Source organism: Pseudomonas sp. GD03842 (assembly GCF_029841165.1).
Classification (GTDB): Bacteria; Pseudomonadota; Gammaproteobacteria; order Pseudomonadales; family Pseudomonadaceae; genus Aquipseudomonas.
In genome coordinates this window covers 420185-438575 of the sequence record NZ_JAOCEA010000002.1, presented here as the reverse complement: position 1 = coordinate 438575, position 18391 = coordinate 420185, and the positions used below count along the sequence as shown (strand labels likewise).

At 62.4% G+C, this 18391-nt stretch carries 16 protein-coding genes; 10 read left to right on the top strand and 6 right to left on the bottom strand.

The window, feature by feature from the left end; all coding sequences use genetic code 11:
- Positions 1–62: 62 nt before the first annotated feature.
- On the top strand, positions 63–1019 hold the full coding sequence (locus N5D61_RS04500) for a HAMP domain-containing sensor histidine kinase (RefSeq protein ID WP_279891037.1): 957 nt from the start codon (positions 63–65) through the stop codon (positions 1017–1019).
- 103 nt (positions 1020–1122) lie between these two features.
- On the opposite strand, the gene N5D61_RS04495 is transcribed toward N5D61_RS04500, so the two are convergent.
- Positions 1123–2508: a methyl-accepting chemotaxis protein gene (locus N5D61_RS04495; protein ID WP_279891036.1), complete on the bottom strand. Its 1386-nt coding sequence runs from the start codon at positions 2506–2508 to the stop codon at positions 1123–1125.
- Between the two features lie 256 nt (positions 2509–2764).
- Here N5D61_RS04495 and N5D61_RS04490 point away from each other — a divergent pair, with 256 nt between their 5' ends.
- The 4 genes from N5D61_RS04490 (at position 2765) to N5D61_RS04475 (ending at position 7804) form a co-directional block, all read left to right on the top strand.
- A complete protein-coding gene (locus N5D61_RS04490) occupies positions 2765–3694 on the top strand; it encodes a LysR substrate-binding domain-containing protein (RefSeq protein WP_279891034.1) in 930 nt (309 codons plus the stop codon).
- A gap of 149 nt (positions 3695–3843) precedes the next feature.
- On the top strand, positions 3844–5298 hold the full coding sequence (gene tcuA / locus N5D61_RS04485; RefSeq protein ID WP_279891033.1) for an FAD-dependent tricarballylate dehydrogenase TcuA: 1455 nt from the start codon (positions 3844–3846) through the stop codon (positions 5296–5298).
- Positions 5285–6442, top strand: coding sequence for a tricarballylate utilization 4Fe-4S protein TcuB (tcuB, locus tag N5D61_RS04480; protein WP_279891032.1), 1158 nt, complete (start codon positions 5285–5287; stop codon positions 6440–6442). Before tcuA ends, tcuB begins: the two co-directional genes overlap by 14 nt.
- Positions 6443–6502: 60 nt before the next feature.
- Entirely contained in the window at positions 6503–7804 is a 1302-nt protein-coding gene (locus tag N5D61_RS04475) for an MFS transporter (RefSeq protein ID WP_218565131.1), read from the top strand.
- Positions 7805–7852: 48 nt separating this feature from the next.
- On the opposite strand, the gene N5D61_RS04470 is transcribed toward N5D61_RS04475, so the two are convergent.
- A complete protein-coding gene (locus N5D61_RS04470) occupies positions 7853–8839 on the bottom strand; it encodes a threo-3-hydroxy-L-aspartate ammonia-lyase (RefSeq protein WP_279891031.1) in 987 nt (328 codons plus the stop codon).
- Positions 8840–9475: 636 nt separating this feature from the next.
- On the opposite strand from N5D61_RS04470, the gene N5D61_RS04465 reads away from it, so the two are divergent.
- On the top strand, positions 9476–9805 hold the full coding sequence (locus N5D61_RS04465; RefSeq protein ID WP_108239717.1) for a hypothetical protein: 330 nt from the start codon (positions 9476–9478) through the stop codon (positions 9803–9805).
- 141 nt (positions 9806–9946) lie between these two features.
- On the opposite strand, the gene N5D61_RS04460 is transcribed toward N5D61_RS04465, so the two are convergent.
- The 4 genes from N5D61_RS04460 to N5D61_RS04445 all read right to left on the bottom strand — a co-directional run bounded on the left by N5D61_RS04460 (position 9947) and on the right by N5D61_RS04445 (position 13882).
- Positions 9947–10732 (bottom strand): sulfite exporter TauE/SafE family protein, encoded by a 786-nt coding sequence (locus N5D61_RS04460; RefSeq protein WP_108239718.1) that lies wholly within the window; start codon positions 10730–10732, stop codon positions 9947–9949.
- Positions 10733–10869: 137 nt separating this feature from the next.
- Positions 10870–11634, bottom strand: coding sequence for a trans-aconitate 2-methyltransferase (gene tam / locus N5D61_RS04455; RefSeq protein WP_279891029.1), 765 nt, complete (start codon positions 11632–11634; stop codon positions 10870–10872).
- Between the two features lie 117 nt (positions 11635–11751).
- Positions 11752–12834, bottom strand: coding sequence for a glycoside hydrolase family 3 N-terminal domain-containing protein (locus N5D61_RS04450; protein WP_279891028.1), 1083 nt, complete (start codon positions 12832–12834; stop codon positions 11752–11754).
- Positions 12835–13129: 295 nt separating this feature from the next.
- The gene (locus N5D61_RS04445) at positions 13130–13882 is read right to left on the bottom strand and encodes an SDR family oxidoreductase (protein WP_279891027.1); all 753 of its coding nucleotides are present in this window, start codon (positions 13880–13882) and stop codon (positions 13130–13132) included.
- Between the two features lie 300 nt (positions 13883–14182).
- Between N5D61_RS04445 and N5D61_RS04440 the strand changes: the two genes are divergently transcribed.
- The 4 genes from N5D61_RS04440 to N5D61_RS04425 all read left to right on the top strand — a co-directional run bounded on the left by N5D61_RS04440 (position 14183) and on the right by N5D61_RS04425 (position 18391).
- Positions 14183–16348 carry a TonB-dependent siderophore receptor gene (locus tag N5D61_RS04440; protein ID WP_279891025.1) on the top strand — a complete coding sequence of 722 codons (2166 nt, stop codon included), beginning with the start codon at positions 14183–14185 and terminating at the stop codon, positions 16346–16348.
- Positions 16349–16503: 155 nt separating this feature from the next.
- Complete coding sequence (locus tag N5D61_RS04435; RefSeq protein ID WP_279891024.1) at positions 16504–16740, top strand: hypothetical protein; 237 nt, start codon at positions 16504–16506, stop codon at positions 16738–16740.
- Between the two features lie 145 nt (positions 16741–16885).
- Entirely contained in the window at positions 16886–17422 is a 537-nt protein-coding gene (locus N5D61_RS04430) for a 2,4'-dihydroxyacetophenone dioxygenase family protein (RefSeq protein ID WP_108239724.1), read from the top strand.
- Between the two features lie 66 nt (positions 17423–17488).
- Positions 17489–18391, top strand: coding sequence for a LysR family transcriptional regulator (locus N5D61_RS04425; RefSeq protein ID WP_279891023.1), 903 nt, complete (start codon positions 17489–17491; stop codon positions 18389–18391).

Here is an 18391-nt window from a genome sequence, read left to right as displayed (position 1 = left end):
GCTCAATATCCCTGCGTATACTCGGGCGATGACAGGAAAACGCTCAGATAACGGAGGGCACGATGCCAGAAGAAAGTCCATTCAGGCGTTCTCCGGGCACCGGCAGCGCTGCAGATCATTCATGGTGCGACCGCTATGACGTGGCCTTCGGGCGCGACAATGGCGGGCCGACCTGGCACTTTACCCCCGAGTCACACGGTGACGTTGGGCCGTCTCTTTCTGCCGACGCGCCCCAACGCCTGGCCACCTTGTCACTGCGCTCGCCCTCCCTCTCGCACCCGTCGTCAATTCCAACGCCCTGTAGCCCGACCGAACAGGCCCGCAATGCGCATCTGAAAGCCATGGGTGAGCTCACGGTGTCCATCGCTCACGAAATCTGCCAACCGCTGCTGGCTATCGCCTCGAATGCCGCCGCGTGTATGCGCTGGCTGCAGCGCGACACACCGAACCTGAACGAGGCCCTGGATGGCCTGGCGGACATCCGCAAGGACTGCGAACGGGCCGCCGGGATCGTGGCCTCGCTGCGCGCATTGGCCAAGCAATCGATCTGCACGCCGCAGGCGGTGAACGTGAACGAGGTCATCGAGGAAGCCATCCGCCTGAACACCCCCGCGTTGTTGCGTCACCGCATCACGCTGGAGCCACGACTGGACGCCGATCAATGCGTGACCGCTGATGCGATACAGATCCAGCAATTGGTGTTCAACCTGATCGCCAATGCCATCGAGGCGGTGGCCGCCCACCTGCGTACGGGAGGGGTGCTCAGGGTCTCGTCCCGTTCGCTGCGCGATGGCGTGCAAGTGAGTGTCGAAGACAACGGCCCCGGCATTCCGCTCCACGCCCGGCAGCAGATCTTCGACGCGTTTTACACCACCAAGGCCAGCGGCCTGGGCATGGGCCTGACCATTTGCCGATCAGTCATCGAAGCACACAAAGGCAACCTCTACGCCGAGACCTCTGAACTGGGCGGCGCGATGATCCGTTTCCAACTGCCCACGGGGTGCCTGAATCGGGCCTGAGTCCGGTGCGGCCTTGGCTCTGTCTGAGAAGCCTTGATACGCGGTGATGCTGCGCTGAAAACCGCCTCGCCTGACCTTCGTCCCAAGACGCTTCAACGAGAGCCTAGAGCAATGCCGACAGGCGCACGTCGGCTGCCAGTACCCGGTGCAACTGCCCGTTGGCCGCGAAAATCGGCACCGAGACCGTGATGCAGAAGGCGTCGGTCGCCGAGGAACGGTACACCGGCGTGATATGGCTGCTGAGCTGCTCGGCCACCGCTCTGAACCATGGACGCTGCGCCCAGTTGCGCCCTTTGCAGCTCGGTGCTTTGCTGTCCGTTTCCAAACCGATGTTCTCGCTGATCTGCGTACCGTTGCGATCTACCATGTAGAACAGCTCGAATCGCTGATCGCGCTGCAGGGTGTCGCGCATGAAGCGCTCGGCGGTTTGCACATCGCCATTCATGGCGGCCTCGCTGCCCAACCGCTCGACGGTGTGCTGAATGGCCTTGTGCATCTCCAGCCGAAAGCCTCCCAGGCCGTTCAACAAGTGATCGCCACTGTTGCGCACGGCGTCACTGTGAGTCAGCACCTGACCGGCATTGCTCAACAGCTCGGCAGCCACCCCCGCGATGTTCTGCACGTCGCGGTTGATGGCATGCACAGCGATCCCGATGTGTTCGGTGCCCGAGGCGATGTGACCGACGCGCTGGTCCAACTGATCCATGGCCGACTGAGTACCGTGCAGGTCCTCGCCCATGCGGGTCATCCCTTCCCGACCATCGGCGACGGCCGCGTGCATGATTTTCCCGGCAGCACCCAACTGATCCATGTCTGACCTGAAGCGCTCGATGATCTGGCTGACCCGAGCGGTGGACTCGGTGGTGTGCCCTGCCAGCCGGCGCACCTCGTCGGCGACCACAGCGAAGCCCCGGCCATGTTCGCCTGCGCGGGCCGCTTCGATGGCAGCGTTCAACGCCAGTAAGTTGGTTTGCTGTGAAATGCTGGCGATCACCCCCAGCACCTGACTGACTTCTTCGAGCTGCCCGAACAATTGGCCAATCACCGCTTCGAGCTTTTGCTCGCTGGCGCCGATCGCATCCACTTGCCCGAGCACTTGCTCCCCGGTCTGTTGGCATTGGCGCAGGGTCAAGGTGACCTCACTGGAGAGCTTGGCCACTTGCGCGGCGCCGGGCACCAGTTCGGTGTCCAGCGAGGTGCTGACCTGCTCGCTGGCGCTGGCGATCAGTTCCGACGCCTGAGCCAACAACTGACCGCTCTGCTCGGTGGCGCGGGCGATGCGCGCCAGTTCGGGGGCATGGGCGGCGATGTCCACGGAGGCCGCCAGGCTCTCGCCCAGCCGCTGGTGGAGGGTCTTGCTGAAGCCGTTCAAACGGGTATTCAGTGGCGAGTGGTCGGACAATTGCACCGTCAGGTCCAAGTCCTCGAACAACAGGTTCAACGCGTCATCGTCATGGGCCCGGCGTTTGTTGCCACGCAATGAAAACATTCGGTTTCTCCCTCCATGTGTGCAGCAAGCGCTGCAAGCACAATGCCATCAGCGCATCCTCCTTCAGCGAATTCCTCGCACGCGGCGACCGCCGTGGGTTCCGTCGCCGCGTGACAAGGCAAACGTGCGCGGTTTCCGTCTCTGCCAAGGCCATGACAGGCACTTTTTGGTGCACAACGACCGATACCACGGCCCGGTGCAGGTAGACTGACCCCGCGCCTTTACCCCTGACCGCACCGCCACTGGAGAACCCCGCGTGGAACTGCGCCAATTGCGTTACTTCGTGAAAATCGTCGAACTGGGCAGCCTGGGGCGGGCGGCCTTGGAACTGGAGGTGGGGGTTTCCGCCTTGAGCCAGCAGATTGGCAAGCTGGAAAGCGAGCTAAGCACCCGCCTGCTGAACCGCACATCGACCGGCGTCACCGCCACCCCCGCCGGCCTTGCCTTCCTCCACCATGCCCAGTTGACCCTCCGTCAGGCCGACAACGCGGTACTGGCGGCGCACCGTGGGCGCATGAGCGGCTACGTCAGCGTTGGCCTGCCACCTACCACGGCGACGGTGCTGGCCCTGCCACTGATCGCTGCCATGCGTGAGCGCTACCCGGACATTCAATTGCATTTGGTGGAGATGCTCTCGGGCCACCTCGCTTCACAGCTCAACTCCCGCCAGATCGACCTGGCGATCCTGTTTCAGCTGGAAGGCGGCAAACGCTGGAGCGTCACCCCTTTACTGGACGAGAAGCTGTTTGTCCTCGCCTGCCCGACGTTGCGCGGCGCCCCAGTGGGCGACAGCGTGCGCCTGGCCGAGCTGGGCAACCTGCCGCTGGTCGCGCCAAGCGCGCAACACGGTCTTCGTTCGACTTTGGTCACGGCTTTCGAGCGCGCAGGCGTGGTGCCCAACATCATCATGGAAGTGGACGGCCTGGCGGTGCTGATGAATGCCGTGCGAGCCGGGCATGCGGCGACCATTCAGCCCGGTGCGGCAGCCGCACTCAGCGGTGAATCCGGACTCACGCTGGTGCAGATTGCCGACCCTCACGTCGGCCGCCGCAACTTCCTGGCGACGCTCAGCGATGACGAGCTGTCGCCAGCGGCGCTGGCTACACGCGTGGTCATCACTGATGTCGCGCGGGAGTTGGTCGCTCACCGCCAATGGCCAGGCGCGAGCTGGCTGGGGGAACGGTGACTCGGAGCGAGCGCCATCCACCGCCCTGACCCTTTACTAAAACTAAACACCCCAGGGTAAATCCGGTCTTTCGCTCTTCTCGACCGGTCCCTACTGTTCTCCCACTCGCCGACAGCCCTGTTCCGACTGAAGGCGTTCGAGGAGAAAGCATGATCGATGTTCTAGTCATAGGCGGCGGTAACGCCGCGCTCTGCGCCGCCCTCATGGCACGAGAGGCCGGCGCAAGCGTGATGCTGCTGGAGGGCTCGCCGAAGCGCTGGCGGGGCGGCAATTCCCAGCACACGCGCAACCTGCGCTGCATGCACGATGCACCACAGGACGTTTTAGTAGACGCCTACCCCGAGGAGGAATACTGGCAAGACCTGCTGAAAGTCACTGGCGGGTTGACCAACGAAACACTGGCCCGCATTGCCATCCGCGCCTCGTCACACTGCCGCGACTGGATGCGGCGGCACGGCGTGAATTTTCAGCCTCCACTGTCAGGCGCGTTGCATGTCGCGCGAACCAATGCCTTCTTCATGGGCGGCGGCAAAGCGCTGGTGAATGCCTATTTCCGCAGTGCCGAGCGCTTGGGCGTGCAGATCCGCTATGACGCTCAGGTCAGCGATCTGGAACTGGATGGCGGGCAATTCGTCGCCGCTCACCTCGCCGAGCGCACCGTCGATGGCCAGCGCTTGCCTGCCGAACGCATTGAAGCCCGCGCCTGCGTGCTCGCCGCCGGCGGCTTCGAGTCGAACCGCGAATGGCTGCGGGAGGCCTGGGGCCAGAATGAGCGCGGCGAGTGGCCCTCGGATAACTTCCTGATACGCGGCACGCGTTTCAACACCGGCGTGCTGCTGCGGCGCATGATCGAACTGGGCGCCGACGTGATCGGCGACCCGACCCAGGCGCATATGGTGGCGATCGACGCCCGTGCGCCGCTCTACGACGGCGGCATCTGCACACGCATTGACTGTGTATCACTGGGCGTGGTGGTCAACCGCGACGGCGAGCGTTTCTACGACGAAGGAGAGGATTTCTGGCCCAAGCGCTACGCGATCTGGGGACGACTGGTCGCGGGGCAACCGGGGCAGCAAGCGTATTCGATCATCGATCAGCAAGCCATTGGCCGCTTCATGCCGCCGGTATTTCCCGGCACCCAGGCCAATACCCTCGCGGAACTGGCGCGCAAGCTGGGGCTGCCAGAAGCGACGTTCGTCGACACGGTAGAGCGCTATAACCGCGCCTGCAGCGTCGGCACCTTCGACCACACCACCCTCGACGATTGCCACACCTCAGGCCTGACCCCCGCCAAAACCCATTGGGCGCGCCCGCTGGTCAAGCCACCGTTCCAGGCCTATCCGCTCAAGCCCGGGGTGACATTCACCTACCTGGGTCTGGCCACCGATGAGAACGCCGCCGTGCACTTCAATGGCCAACCGAGCCGCAACCTGTTCGTCGCCGGAGAAATGATGGCGGGCAACGTGCTGGGCAAGGGCTACACCGCCGGCATCGGCATGGCGATCGGTACGGCGTTCGGCCGCATTGCCGGCACACAGGCCGCTGCTGCCGCGGGCATGGGGCCTTTCCACACTTTTTCGGAGCCGCACCATGCAGCTGTTTGATCCCGCCTCGCCCGGTGAACTGATCCCGGTGCTCAACCTTCAGGAAACCGAAGCCCAGCGGCAGATGACGATCTGCAATGCCTGCCGCTATTGCGAAGGCTTTTGCGCGGTGTTCCCCGCCATGACCCGTCGTTTGGAGTTCGCCCAGGCGGACATCCACTACCTCGCCAACCTCTGCCACAACTGCGGCGCCTGCCTGCACGCCTGTCAATACGCCGCACCCCATGAATTCGCGGTCAACGTACCGACCGCGATGGCCAAGGTGCGACTGCAGACCTACAGCGAATATGCCTGGCCAAAACCTCTGGGTGGGCTCTATCGACGCAACGGTCTCCTGCTCGCGCTGGCCTCGGGCGCTGGATTGGCGCTGTTTTTGTGCCTGACGCTGCTGCTCATGGGCAACTTGTTCACCGCCGTCCCGGGTGGCGACTTCTACCGCATCTTCCCACACAACACCCTGGCCCTGATGTTCGGCGCAGTCTTCGCATTTGCCGTGCTCGCCCTGGTCATCGGGGTACGACGGTTCTGGCAAGATGTCAGGCCAGGCGCAGCCACCCCTTCGCTGAAGACGTCTGCCGCACTGGAGGCCACCGCCAATGTTGCACGACTCACCTACCTGGACGGGGGGCACGGCCAGGGCTGCAACAACGAAGACGATCGCTTCACCTTATGGCGTCGCCGTTTTCATCACCTGACGTTCTACGGCTTCATGCTGTGCCTGGCGGCGACCGGGGTAGCGACGCTCTACCACTTCCTGCTCGAGTGGCATGCACCCTATCCGGTCCTGAGTCTCCCGGTCATGCTCGGAGTCGTGGGCGGCATCGGCCTGCTGGTCGGCCCGGCCGGCCTGCTGTGGATGAACCTGCGTCGGCACCCGGAACATGGGGACAGCGATCAGAAACCCATGGATCGGGGATTCATCGCTCTGTTGTTGGCCCTGAGCATCAGCGGCCTGGCACTGCTGGCGTTCCGCGAAACCGCCGCGCTGGGCCTCCTGCTGGCGGTGCACCTTGGATTCGTCATGGCGTTCTTTCTGACCATGCCCTACAGCAAGTTCGCCCATGGCGTTTTCCGCAGCGCGGCCCTATTGAAATTTTCCATCGAAAAACGTCAGCCGAATCCGATCAACGCCGGGACCGACTGATACGCACCTGCCCATCGCAGCATCCAGCATTCCAATAACAATACCGAGCACACCCTAGCCATGATGAACAGTACAGCCTCCACCTCCTCGTCGCGGACGGCGAAATTCGCCGCCATCGTCCGCGTCACCAGCGGCAACTTTCTCGAACAGTTCGATTTCTTTCTGTTCGGGTTCTACGCCACCTATATCGCACAGACCTTTTTTCCCGCCACCAGCGAGTTCGCATCGCTGATGATGACCTTCGCGGTGTTCGGCTCCGGCTTTCTGATGCGTCCCTTGGGCGCCATCATTCTGGGGGCGTATATCGACAAGGTCGGGCGACGCAAAGGTCTGATCGTCACGCTGTCGATCATGGCGTGCGGCACGGTGCTGATCGCGCTGGTACCCGGCTACGCCAGCATTGGCCTGGCGGCGCCTGTTCTGGTGCTGCTCGGTCGTCTGCTGCAAGGCTTTTCGGCAGGTGCCGAACTGGGCGGCGTCTCGGTGTACCTGGCCGAAATCGCCACGCCGGGGCGCACTGGCTTCTACACCAGTTGGCAGTCGGCCAGCCAGCAGATCGCAATCATCCTGGCGGCGGCGCTGGGCTACGGCATCAACGCCTGGCTGGACGGCACGCAGATCGCGGCGTGGGGTTGGCGTATTCCATTTTTCGTCGGCTGCGCGATCATCCCGTTCATTTTCGTGATCCGTCGCTCGCTCCAGGAAACCCAAGCATTCAGCGCCCGGGTGCATCACCCGAGCGCGGGCGAGGTGTTCCGCTCGATGCGTGACAACTGGCGCACGGTACTGGCCGGTGGGCTGCTGGCGTCGATGACCACCACCACGTTCTACCTGATCACCGTTTACACCCCGACCTTCGGGAAATCGGTGCTGCACCTGAGCACCACCGACAGCCTGATCGTCACCCTGTTCGTGGGCCTCACCAACTTCATCTGGCTGCCGGTCGGCGGCGCGATCTCCGACCGCATCGGGCGCCGTCCGCTGCTCCTCGGCATCTCGACGCTGTGCATGGTCACGGCCTATCCGGCCATGCATTGGCTGGCCGAAGCCGCGAGCTTCGAACGCCTGCTGGCCGTGCTGCTGTATTTCTCGTTTTTCTTCGGCATGTACAACGGCGCCATGGTCGCAGCGTTGACTGAAGTGATGCCGCAGAATGTTCGGGTGGTGGGGTTCTCGCTGGCATTCAGCCTGGCGACGGCGATCTTCGGAGGCTTCACGCCCGCGATGTCCACCTGGCTGGTACAGGCGACCGGTGACAAGGCATCACCGGCCTTTTGGCTGATGTTCGCCGCTGTGTGCGGCTTCTCGGCAACCTTGGCGCTGTACCGTCGACAGCGCGCGGGTGTGGCTGAGCCCGCCTGAGGCGCAGCCCACCAGGCTCAAGCGGGACGATCATGGGCCATGCACGGGTCAATCGGTGGCCGCGAGCGACGGCGCCAAGAGCTTCGCGTAGTTGTTCAAGTCGATGTTGCCGCCGCTAATGATCACACCGACACGCTGCCCTTTGAGCTGCGTAGCCATCGCTCGGGCTGCGGCGAACCCCAGGCATCCGGTGGGCTCCACGACCATCTTCATGCGCTCGGCGAAAAAGCGCATGGCATCGACCAACTGCGCATCGCTGGCCACCAGGATATCGTCGACGTCCCGCTGAATGATGCTGAACGTGTACTGGCCCAGATACTGGGTCTGTGCCCCGTCGGCAATGGTTTTTGGCGTGTCGATCTTGACGATGTGCCCGGCCCGCAAGGATTGCTGCCCGTCGTTACCCGCTTCAGGCTCGACCCCATACAGTTTGCAATCAGGCGCCAGGGCACGGGTTGCCAGTGCCGAACCACTGAGCAGGCCGCCGCCTCCGAGGCAGACGAACAGCGCATCCAATGGCCCCACTTCTTCGAACAACTCCTTGGCCGCCGTACCCTGCCCCGCGAGGATGTCCGGGTGATCGTAAGGCGGAATCAACGTCAGCCCCTGCTCCTCGGCCAGCGCCCGGCCGATGGCTTCACGGTCCTCACGGTAACGGTCGTAGGTCACCACCGTGGCCCCGTATTCCCGGGTCGCGGCGACCTTGGCCGCCGGAGCATCGTGCGGCATCACGATAGTCGCGGGAATGCCCAACAGTTGCGCCGACAATGCGATGCCCTGCGCGTGATTGCCCGATGAAAATGCCACGACGCCATGTCGGCGCTGGGTGGCGTCGAACTTCGACAAGGCATTGAACGCGCCGCGAAATTTGAATGCGCCCATGCGCTGAAAGTTTTCACATTTGAAGAACAACTGGGCGCCCAGCTCGCGGTCCGCCGTGCGTGAAGTCAGCACCGGCGTTTTGTGGGCGTGGCCATCGATGCGCCGCGCCGCCGCGAGCACGTCGTCATAGGTCGGGAGTACGAGTGGTTGCATGATCATCCTCAGCTGTCCGAATAGGTCTCCAGCACCTGGAGACAGGCGTGGTGCAGAGCATACACCAGCCGCCCGACCACGCCGTGAAGTGCACGAGAACGCCGAGCATTGGTTCCGCGAGGACTGACTTTGTAGTCACGAACGGACCTTTGTGTATTGGAACTACAAAATATGTAGTATTTAAAAATATTCACTACAAAACGGTTGACGAAGCGTTTTCCCGATTGCATAGTGAGGCCGTCTCCCCGATCGGGAGAGCTGGCAAAAGTATTCCGGGACCGTTCGACGTAGCCGTCGTACAACCTCTGGATGTGTGCTGCCCACAAGGCAGATTGATGAAGCCGAACCGGCAAGATCGACCCATAGGCCGAGCGCTGGCGAAACGTCCTCATGACACTTGTGGCCGACCACGATACGTCGCCAGTGTCTGCCGACGCCCGCCATTTCTCCCCTGCGTTTCGACGCTTTCCGTAGCGACCTCTCATCTGCACTACATCCTGTGTGCCGCATGCCGTTGCAGGCATCGACGCCCTGGGTTTGCCAGCGTGTGCCAAGGCTGCGAATCGATGGACGATTCGCCATGACGTGTGAACTCACCAGATAGCTGACAAATGGGCAAAAAGGGGTAATCCAATCATGAATCTGAACAATCAACCCACCATTGATCAATTGGCTCGACTGTTCGCGGCGCAGAAGGACTCCCTCGATAGCCACATTCTCTGGGTATGTGAAAAGGGTGACGTCCACATGGACGGCCTGGGGGCCTGCACCGAGGAGCAGGAATTCGTCGACCGCCACCCGCACATGCGCGCGCGGCTGAAGATGTACCGCAAGGGTCAGGGTTATGTCGGCAAGAAGGCCGCCGCTGACAAGCAGTTCTTGGGGCAAGTGCTGGAAACGCTCAGCAGCGAATGGGGCGCCGCCCGGCACCAGGAAGGGGTTCGCGTGATCGATCGGCTCTGCTGACGCCGATGACGCCTTTGGCCACCTGAACCGCTCAGGCGGCCAAGGGCGTGTGTCCATTCAGCCGGTGCGCCAATCCTTCTCTGCAAGCGCGCAGGCTTCAGCGTGCACTTGGAAAACCAGGCACTGGCCCGGTTGTCTGGCTCAGAACGCGAGTTTGTAGCCGATAGCGACCAGCATCACGGCCAGGCAGGGTCGCAGCAGCGCATCTGGAATCCGGCCCGCCAAGTGGCTGCCCATGTAAATGCCGGGCAGAGAGCCCATCAGCAGGAAACCCAGCATCGACCAGTTCATGTTGCCCATGCTCGCGTGGCCCAGGCCTGCGATCAGGGTCAAGGGAACGGCATGAGCGATTTCGGTCCCCACCAGCCGGCGGGTGTCGAGGAATGGATAGAGAATGAACAGAGCGACCGTGCCCAACGCCCCCGCACCGATGGACGTCAGGGCGACCATGACACCGAGCACCACGCCCGTGATGACCGTGAGCGCGTTCAGGCTGCGATTGCTCAAGCGGTAGTGATCACCGGCATGGCGTTGGGCGAACGCCAACAGGCTTTTCTTGAAGAAGATGGCCAGCGCCGTCAGCAACAGCACAACACCGAGGCCCTGCTTGATCACGGCGTTCATCGCATCCGGCGCAGTGTGCAGGGTACTGAGGAACCAGAGGGTCAGCCCAGCGGCGGGCACACTGCCCAATGTCAACCAGCCGGTAATGCCCCAGTCGATGTTGTCGTTTCGCTTGTGCACCAGCACGCCACCGCTCTTGGTGATGGCTGCGTACAGCAGATCGGTGCCGACGGCGGTCGCCGGGTTGATGCCGAACCACAACAGAATCGGCGTCATCAGCGACCCGCCCCCTACCCCGGTCATGCCGACGATGAAGCCAACGACCAACCCTGCGACGACGAAACCGATATTGCCGAAATCCATTGACTGCCTGACATGCGAAAGAAAATCCGGCGCGCAGCATAGCGATTTTTGCTCTAACGGCCTCGCTTTATCTTATATAGAAGGTAGACCGAATGGATCTATGGTTATAACCAAATCCACTCGGCCGCCCGCATCGATCAGCGCACAGCGACCACGAACAGCCGCGGGAAGGGCAACAGCACCGAACCGTCATCCAATGCGGGATACGCCTGGGAAATCGCCTTCAGATAGGCGTCGAGGAAACCGGCCTGTTCATTCTCGTCCAGCCGTTGGAGATAGGGGCGCAGCGCCGAGCCCTTGAACCATTCGACGACCGCCTCATGCCCCCCCGCCAATGGATGGTGGTAGGTCGTTCGCCAGACATCGACCTGCGCACAGTGCGGCTGCAGCAATTCGAAATAGTAGGTCGCCGGATGACGGTCCGGATGCTTGACCGAGGCGATCTTGCCCGACCACGGGCCGCTCGCAGCGACCTCCCGAGCCAGCCTGTGCGCTGGCTCCTCCAGATTGTCCGGGGTCTGCACCGCCAGACAGCCACCCGGGTTGAGGTGACTGACCAGCCGTGGATACAGCGCCTGGTGATTCGGCACCCACTGCAGCGACGCGTTGGCCAGAATCACGTCATAGCGCTGCGCGGGATTCCAGACGCCGATGTCCCCGAGTTCGAAGGAGATGCTGGGCAAACGCCGACGCGCATCGCCCAGCATGTCTTCCGAACTGTCCAGGCCAGTGATCGACGCGGTGGGGAAGCGTTCGGCCAACACTTCGGTGGAATTGCCGGGGCCGCAGCCCAGATCGATCGCGGTGTTCACCTGCTCGACGGGCATCGCCGCCACGAGGTCGCGAACCGGGCGGGTGCGTTGTTGCTCGAACATCGAATATTGTTTGGCGGACCAGCTCATCAGGCACTCCTTCTCTCGTGAAAGGCATCTGGGAAAGGGTAAGGGCTGGACGCCTCCCGCACAAATGAAGATCAGCCGCTTTGCCGAAGCCCTCCTTGCGTGCCATTGATACTGCCTTCAGCGCATGACCCGACGCGTCAGGTGGCCCCCGGAAATCGGGTACGACACATACAGCCCAGAGGCGACCTGCGCTTTGGAGGCCTGAGCCGCGCTGCGCACCTTTGCAGCTGCGGCCAACAATCGGCCCGCGTCGAGTTCGCCGCCCTCGACCGCGCTCACAATCGCCTGAGCAATGGCATCCAGCCCTGATTCGCTGGAGACCAGCAATAAGTGCGCGCCTGCCCGCAATGCGTTGACCGCAGTGTCCGCAACGCTGTTGCCCCGCAGGATTGACAGGGCGTCCAGGTCGTCGGACACAATCAACCCATCGAACCCCAGCCGCGCGTGCAACAAGCTGATGACCTTCGCCGAGGTGCTCGCGGAATGCTCGGGATTCCGCGCGGGAAACACCGCTGGCCCCGGCATGATGGCCTGCACACCGGCTGCGATGACCTGACGGAACACCTCCAGCCCTTCTTCCATCTCCTTACGGGCCCCGAGAACACTGGCGAGCGCCAGTGCAGGATCATGCTCGGTGTGGCAATGACCGGGGAAATACTTGGCGGTCGCGATAACCCCAGCACGTTGTACCCCACGAATGAACGCACAGGCGATGCGCGACACCTCTGAAGGATCGACCCCGAGGTGGCGACGATGCAGCCAAGGGTGGGTGCCGGTGACGACATCGACGAGGGGCGCCAGAAACAGGTTGATCCCCATGACTCGAGCGACGCTGGCCATTTCGTAACTGCGCGCCTCGATTTCGGCGGCATCCAGCCCCTTGAGCGCTTCGGCCGACGGCAGGCCCGGCACAAGCCGATGCAGACGCTGAATGCCACCCAGTTCCTGGTCCACGGCCACCAGTACGGGCGCGCCGGCGTGAAAGGCGGCGGCATCGGCGATGCGCGCGATGTGCTCATGGGTCTCGGTGCGCCGGCGTTCATAGCTCATGTTACGCGCCAGGTATTCATCACTCGTTTCGCCCAGGAGCACCGAAACCCCTCCCCGACTCAGGCAGCGTCGAACGGTATCGTCCAGTTCGAGCCCGGCCAACGCGGGCAACAGCACCGCATAAGCCGCACTGTGCAAGTCGCTCGACATCTCCTCACCTCCCATCGCGAGCGTAGCGTCATGCTCGGTGCCGACGCTTTCACAGTTTAATCGCTCGTTTATGCGCACTTTAGCGAGATATTGCTCGAAGTCAATCCAGCATCTCGATGATCTGATTCAGGGAGGGCGTTGTTTGCGCCGATAAAAAGCGTCTTAGTGGGAAAGTCTCAAGCTGAGTCCTTAAGGAACAGACCGCTCAGGCGAGTGGTGGGAGGCAGGCAGGCGACGTGCAATAAAAAAGGGGGCAATGCTGAACATTGCCCCCTTGCGCATCGTGATGCGACGATCAGATCTGAGCTTGCCCGCCATCGACGAACAGTTCGACACCGTTGACGAAACTGGCATCATCCGACGCCAGGAACACCGCTGCGTTGGCAATCTCCACCGGCTCGCCAACGCGGCCCATCGGGATCTGCGAGGCGAGATAATCCAACAGGCCTTGCTGCTGGGCGGCGTCAGGTCCGGCCAGGTCGACCAACCCCGGCGTCTTGGTCGCACCCGGGCTGAGCGTGTTGATGCGCACCTTGCGTTCTTTCACGTCCAAAATCCAACTGCGGACGAACGCCCTGACCGCAGCCTTGGATGCCGAGTACACACTGAACGCCGGGGTGCCGGAACTGCCCGCCGTCGAACCGGTGAGGATGACCGATGCGTTTTTCGCCAGCAGCGGCAGGGCCTTCTGGACGGTGAAGAGCACCCCTTTGACGTTGCGATCGAAGGTGTCGTCGTAGTGCGCCTCGGTGATGTCCCCCAAAGGCAGCATCGATCCGCCACCGGCGTTGGCGAACAGCACGTCGAGATGGCCTTTTTCACTTCGAATACGCTCATACAGCGCGTCCAATTGCTCCAGTTTCGCCGAGTCGACCTGCACGCCGGTGGCATGGCCGACTTGGGAGACTGCGGCATCGAGTTCGGCCTGACGGCGCCCGGTGATGTAAACGTGAGCGCCTTCCTCGGCAAAGCGCTTAGCGGTCGCCAGGCCAATCCCTGATGTGCCACCGGTGACCAAGGCGATTTTACCTTCGAGCTTACGAGCCATGATGCTTCTCCTGACCCCCTACTGGGGCTGAATTAAATGTAGGAAAAGCTTATCGGGGGCTATTGGCGCACAAAATAGAACCCTCAGAAACTCATCATTTCAGATTTGAAATGACCGACGCTAAACGTTCGAGGCGTAACATCAAGAAACATTTGCGCATGCAATTGCTACTCTTTCTCAATTAACCCTTTGTAAAAGAATTGTTACGCTCTGGCGCGCTGTCTAGCCACTGGCCAGTGCGTGATCGCCTTCATTGCCGGATCCCCTCGCCTTCATACGCTCCCGCTTAGGAAATACCTGATGCTTCGTCCGTTCTCGCCCGCCTTGTCCGGTCTGCTCGCCTTTGCCGCGCCTGCCGTTCTCCTCGCTGCGCCGGCTCCATCGACCGACAGCACGTCGCTGACACTGGACACCATCAACATCGATGCCCAGACCAGCAGTGTGGCCGGGCAGGCGACGACGGAGGGCAGCGGTTCCTACACCACGGGTTCGATGACCACAGCGACCAAACTGCCCTTGTCGATTCGCGAAACACCCCAATCGGTGAGTGTCATCACGCGCCAGCGCATCGATGATCAAGGCATGAATGACCTTAACGACGTGGTGAAGTACGCACCCGGCATCACCTTGCGCAAATTCGGGTCGGACCGTCAGCAGTTCCTCGCGCGCGGCTTTACGATCGACAACTTGATGTATGACGGCTTGCCCACCATCGTCAGCAACTTCACGCTGGACACCATTTCCGGCGCCGACCTGGGGCTGTACGACCGCGTGGAAGTGGTGCGCGGCGCCACGGGTTTGATGACGGGTGCTGGCAGCCCTTCGGCGACATTGAACCTGGTGCGCAAACGCCCCACCGCAACACCCCAGGTCAGCGTGACGACCCAGGCGGGCAGTTGGGATCGCTACCGCACCGAAGTGGATGCGTCCAACAAACTCAATGAGGCGGGTACGCTGCGGGGTCGGGTGGTCACGGCTTACGAGCAGGGCAACAGCTTCGTCGACGAGCGAGACCGGGAACGCCAGACGTTTTATGGCGTACTGGAAGCCGACCTCGGCGACGCGACCACCTGGACCTTCGGTGCGTCGAAGCAACGCGACGATGCGACCTCGGACTGGGGCAGCCTGCCCTCCGGGCGCAACGGCGAGAACCTGCACCTGCCCCGCTCCACCTTCCTGAGCAACGACTGGGCCTACTGGGACCGGGACAACGTCAGCGTTTTCACTGACCTGACGCACCGCTTCGACAACGGTTGGACGGGCAAGCTGGCCGCGGCCCGCATCTGGGCCGAATCGGACATGTTCTCCAGCTACCTGACCGCCTCGGGCGCCAACGGGTTCGGGCAGGCCTCGGGCCAGTACGACACCACCGACGTGCAGACCAACCTCGACGGTTCAGTGTCCGGACCGTTTCAATTATTCGGCCGACAGCATGAACTCACGCTCGGGGTGAGTCGGCGGGAAGAGAAGTTCGACCAGAAAGGCGGGTATTACGGCTCGACGCCGATCGATATCTACCACTTCAACCCCCACAGCCTTCCCAAGCCTGACCCCGCGACGCGCACCGATTACGTCAGCCAGAACACGGCCACCGAGGACGGTGTCTACGCGGCCGCACGCTTCAACCCGGTCGATCCATTGCACATTATCCTCGGCAGTCGCGTCAGTTGGTACGACTACAAGAACCGCTCCGCCGCCACCGGCGACTATAAGGTGACCCAGGAGGTCACCCCTTACGCCGGCGTGGTCTACGACCTGAATGAGACCTACTCGGCCTATGCCAGCTACACCGAGATTTTCAAGCCCCAGAGCCAGCAGGACGTGGGCGGCGGCATCCTTGACCCGATGACCGGCGAAAGCTATGAAATCGGCTTGAAGGGCGAATATTTCGACGGCGGGCTGAATGCCTCCGTGGCGCTGTTCGACATGACCCAGCAAAACCGTGCCTACGCCATTCCCGATCAGCCCGCCGGTTGCCAACAGCAGAACCGCACCTGCTACGAAGCCGCCGGTGAAGTGCGCAGCCGGGGTGTCGATGCCGAAATCACCGGTGCGCTGACGCCGGACTGGCAGTTCAGCGCCGCCTATACGCTGGTGCTGAGCCAGTACGTCAAGGACCGGACCTTCGAAAAAGGCGATCTGTTCGCCCCGAACCAGCCCAAGCACTTGTTCAAAGCCGCCACGACTTACCACCTCCCAGGCCAGTGGAACAAGGTGCGTGTAGGCGCAGACGTCCTGGCCCAGAGCGAAACCTACAACCGGGTGGGCAACGGTCGCTCCGTGCAAGACGCCTATGCCGTGGTCGGCCTCATGGCCGGTTACCGCTTCGACGAGCATTGGGACGCGCGCGTCAACCTCAATAACCTGCTCGACGAAAAGTACTGGCAAGGCATTCCCACGGCCACCGGCAGCGGCGTCTATGGCGATCCTCGCAACCTGATGTTCTCGCTCAAGTGGTCACTGTGACGGCAACCGACGACCCGCCGACCTGATGCCCAAAAACACGCCTACACTTCAGCGTGATTGCTTCGGGGATGACGTCATGCCGTCGTTCACCTGCGTCCGGGCCCGCGCAAGCAAGCGGGCCCCTTCATCCGATGCTCCGAACGCGAGGTACAGGCATGTCGAACAAACGCCCCCCTATCACGATGGACGGTTGGAACAGGGACTGGATCATCCATGGTCATAAACTGGTCTGCCGCGCCTGCGGCGCCGGTCAGTGCCCCACGCTCAACGAGCAACCGTTTCGCCACACCGACGCCTGCCGGATTTCGGCGCAGGGCGTACGGTATCCCTGGAAGGAACTGAACGACATTCTCAAAGATAACCTCAGCGAAACCCGCCGCATGCTGCATTGACGGGGCACCCCCTCCCCTCTGTGCCTGACGTTCACAGCGGCTGTGCCCGAACGGGCGTTTTCCCCGCGCTGCCGCTCGCCTAGTCTGTGCTCAACCCGGCCCACCCATGACAGGGGCCCCTCACCGACCGTGGAACCCCAATAAAATGAGCACAGCGCCCAAGCCCGACGAACTCGCCATTCCCTATCAACGGCCCCAGGTACCTTTCATGACGCCGGACATGGTCCACGCGGGGGTACTGACCGACTGGCTCGCAGATGACGCGCTGTGGGTACCGGTCACGCCATCGGTGTCGTTCAAACCGTTGTTGCTGAGCACCACGGGGGGCTACTACATCAACCTGCTCCGTGTGCGTCAGAGCGGCGTGCTGTCTCGCCACCGACACAGCGGCGGCGTGCACGCGCTGGTGCTCAAAGGTCGCTGGTACTACTTGGAACATGATTGGGTGGCCGAGCAGGGCTCGTTCGCTTACGAGCCCCCGGGCGAGACCCACACCCTGTTCGTGCCGGAGGGGGTCGACGAGATGATCACCTGGTTCCACGTGCAGGGCGGCTACACCTATGTCGATCCGCAAGGGGTCGCGGTGGGCTACGAAGATGTATTCACCAAGCTCGAGGCCGCGCGCAAGCACTACCAGTCGCTGGGCCTGCCGGACGACTACATCGAGCAATTCATCCGCTGAGCCCGGTTGTCCGAGCAGGCGATTACTGGCAGGCTTCGTCACAACCTGGCGGTCGCGAGCGAGCGGATGGATCACTATTCACAGATGCTGGCCTTCGTGTGGGCGACCGAGCACGGCAGTTTCTCGGCAGCGGCACGGGCAAATGGTCTGACCCCGTCGGCGATCAGCAAGCTGATCTCCCGCCTGGAGGACCGCTTGCACGTGCGGCTCTTCCAGCGCGGCACCCGCAGCCTGACCCTGACCGAAGAGGGCTCGGCCTATCTGGTCAGCGCCCGAGGGGTGATGCACGCGATGGCCGAAGCCGACTCACTGGCGCAAGCCTTTCCGGACCGAGTCAGCGGATCGCTGCGCATTCACACCATGACCACGTTCGCCAAACACCAGATTCTCCCCTGGCTGCCGGATTTCCTGTCCGCCTACCCGGGCCTGACCGTCGATCTGCAGGCCGGCCCCCAGTACGTGGACCTGTTCGAACAAGGCTTGGACATCGCCATTCACAGCGGCGGACTGCCCGACTCCTCGCGGGTGGCGCGCAAGATCGGCGAGAGCGCGTGGATCACCTGCGCGTCTGCAGATTACCTCGCCCGCCGAGGCACACCGAACACCCCGATGGACCTGCTGAAGCACGACTGCTTCACGTTCGGTTTTCAAAGTGCATGGAATACCTGGCAATTCCGCGCCGGGGAAAGGGGCGTCTGCACCGTGCCCATCGTCCCGAAAGCGGTCTTCGCCCAGGGAGACCTGCTCAGGGAAATGGCCTTGAGAGGTGCGGGGATCGTCAAGCTTGCCCAGTTCCACATTGGCGCGGACCTGCAACAGGGGCGGCTGATTCCGTTGCTCACCGATTTCAGCCTGCCACACAAGGAGCCTATCTACCTGATACACGCCAATCGCAAGCATTTGAGCCCCAGAATCCGGGTGTTTCGGGATTTCCTCGAACAACGGCTGAAAGAATCGCCGTGGGGCTGA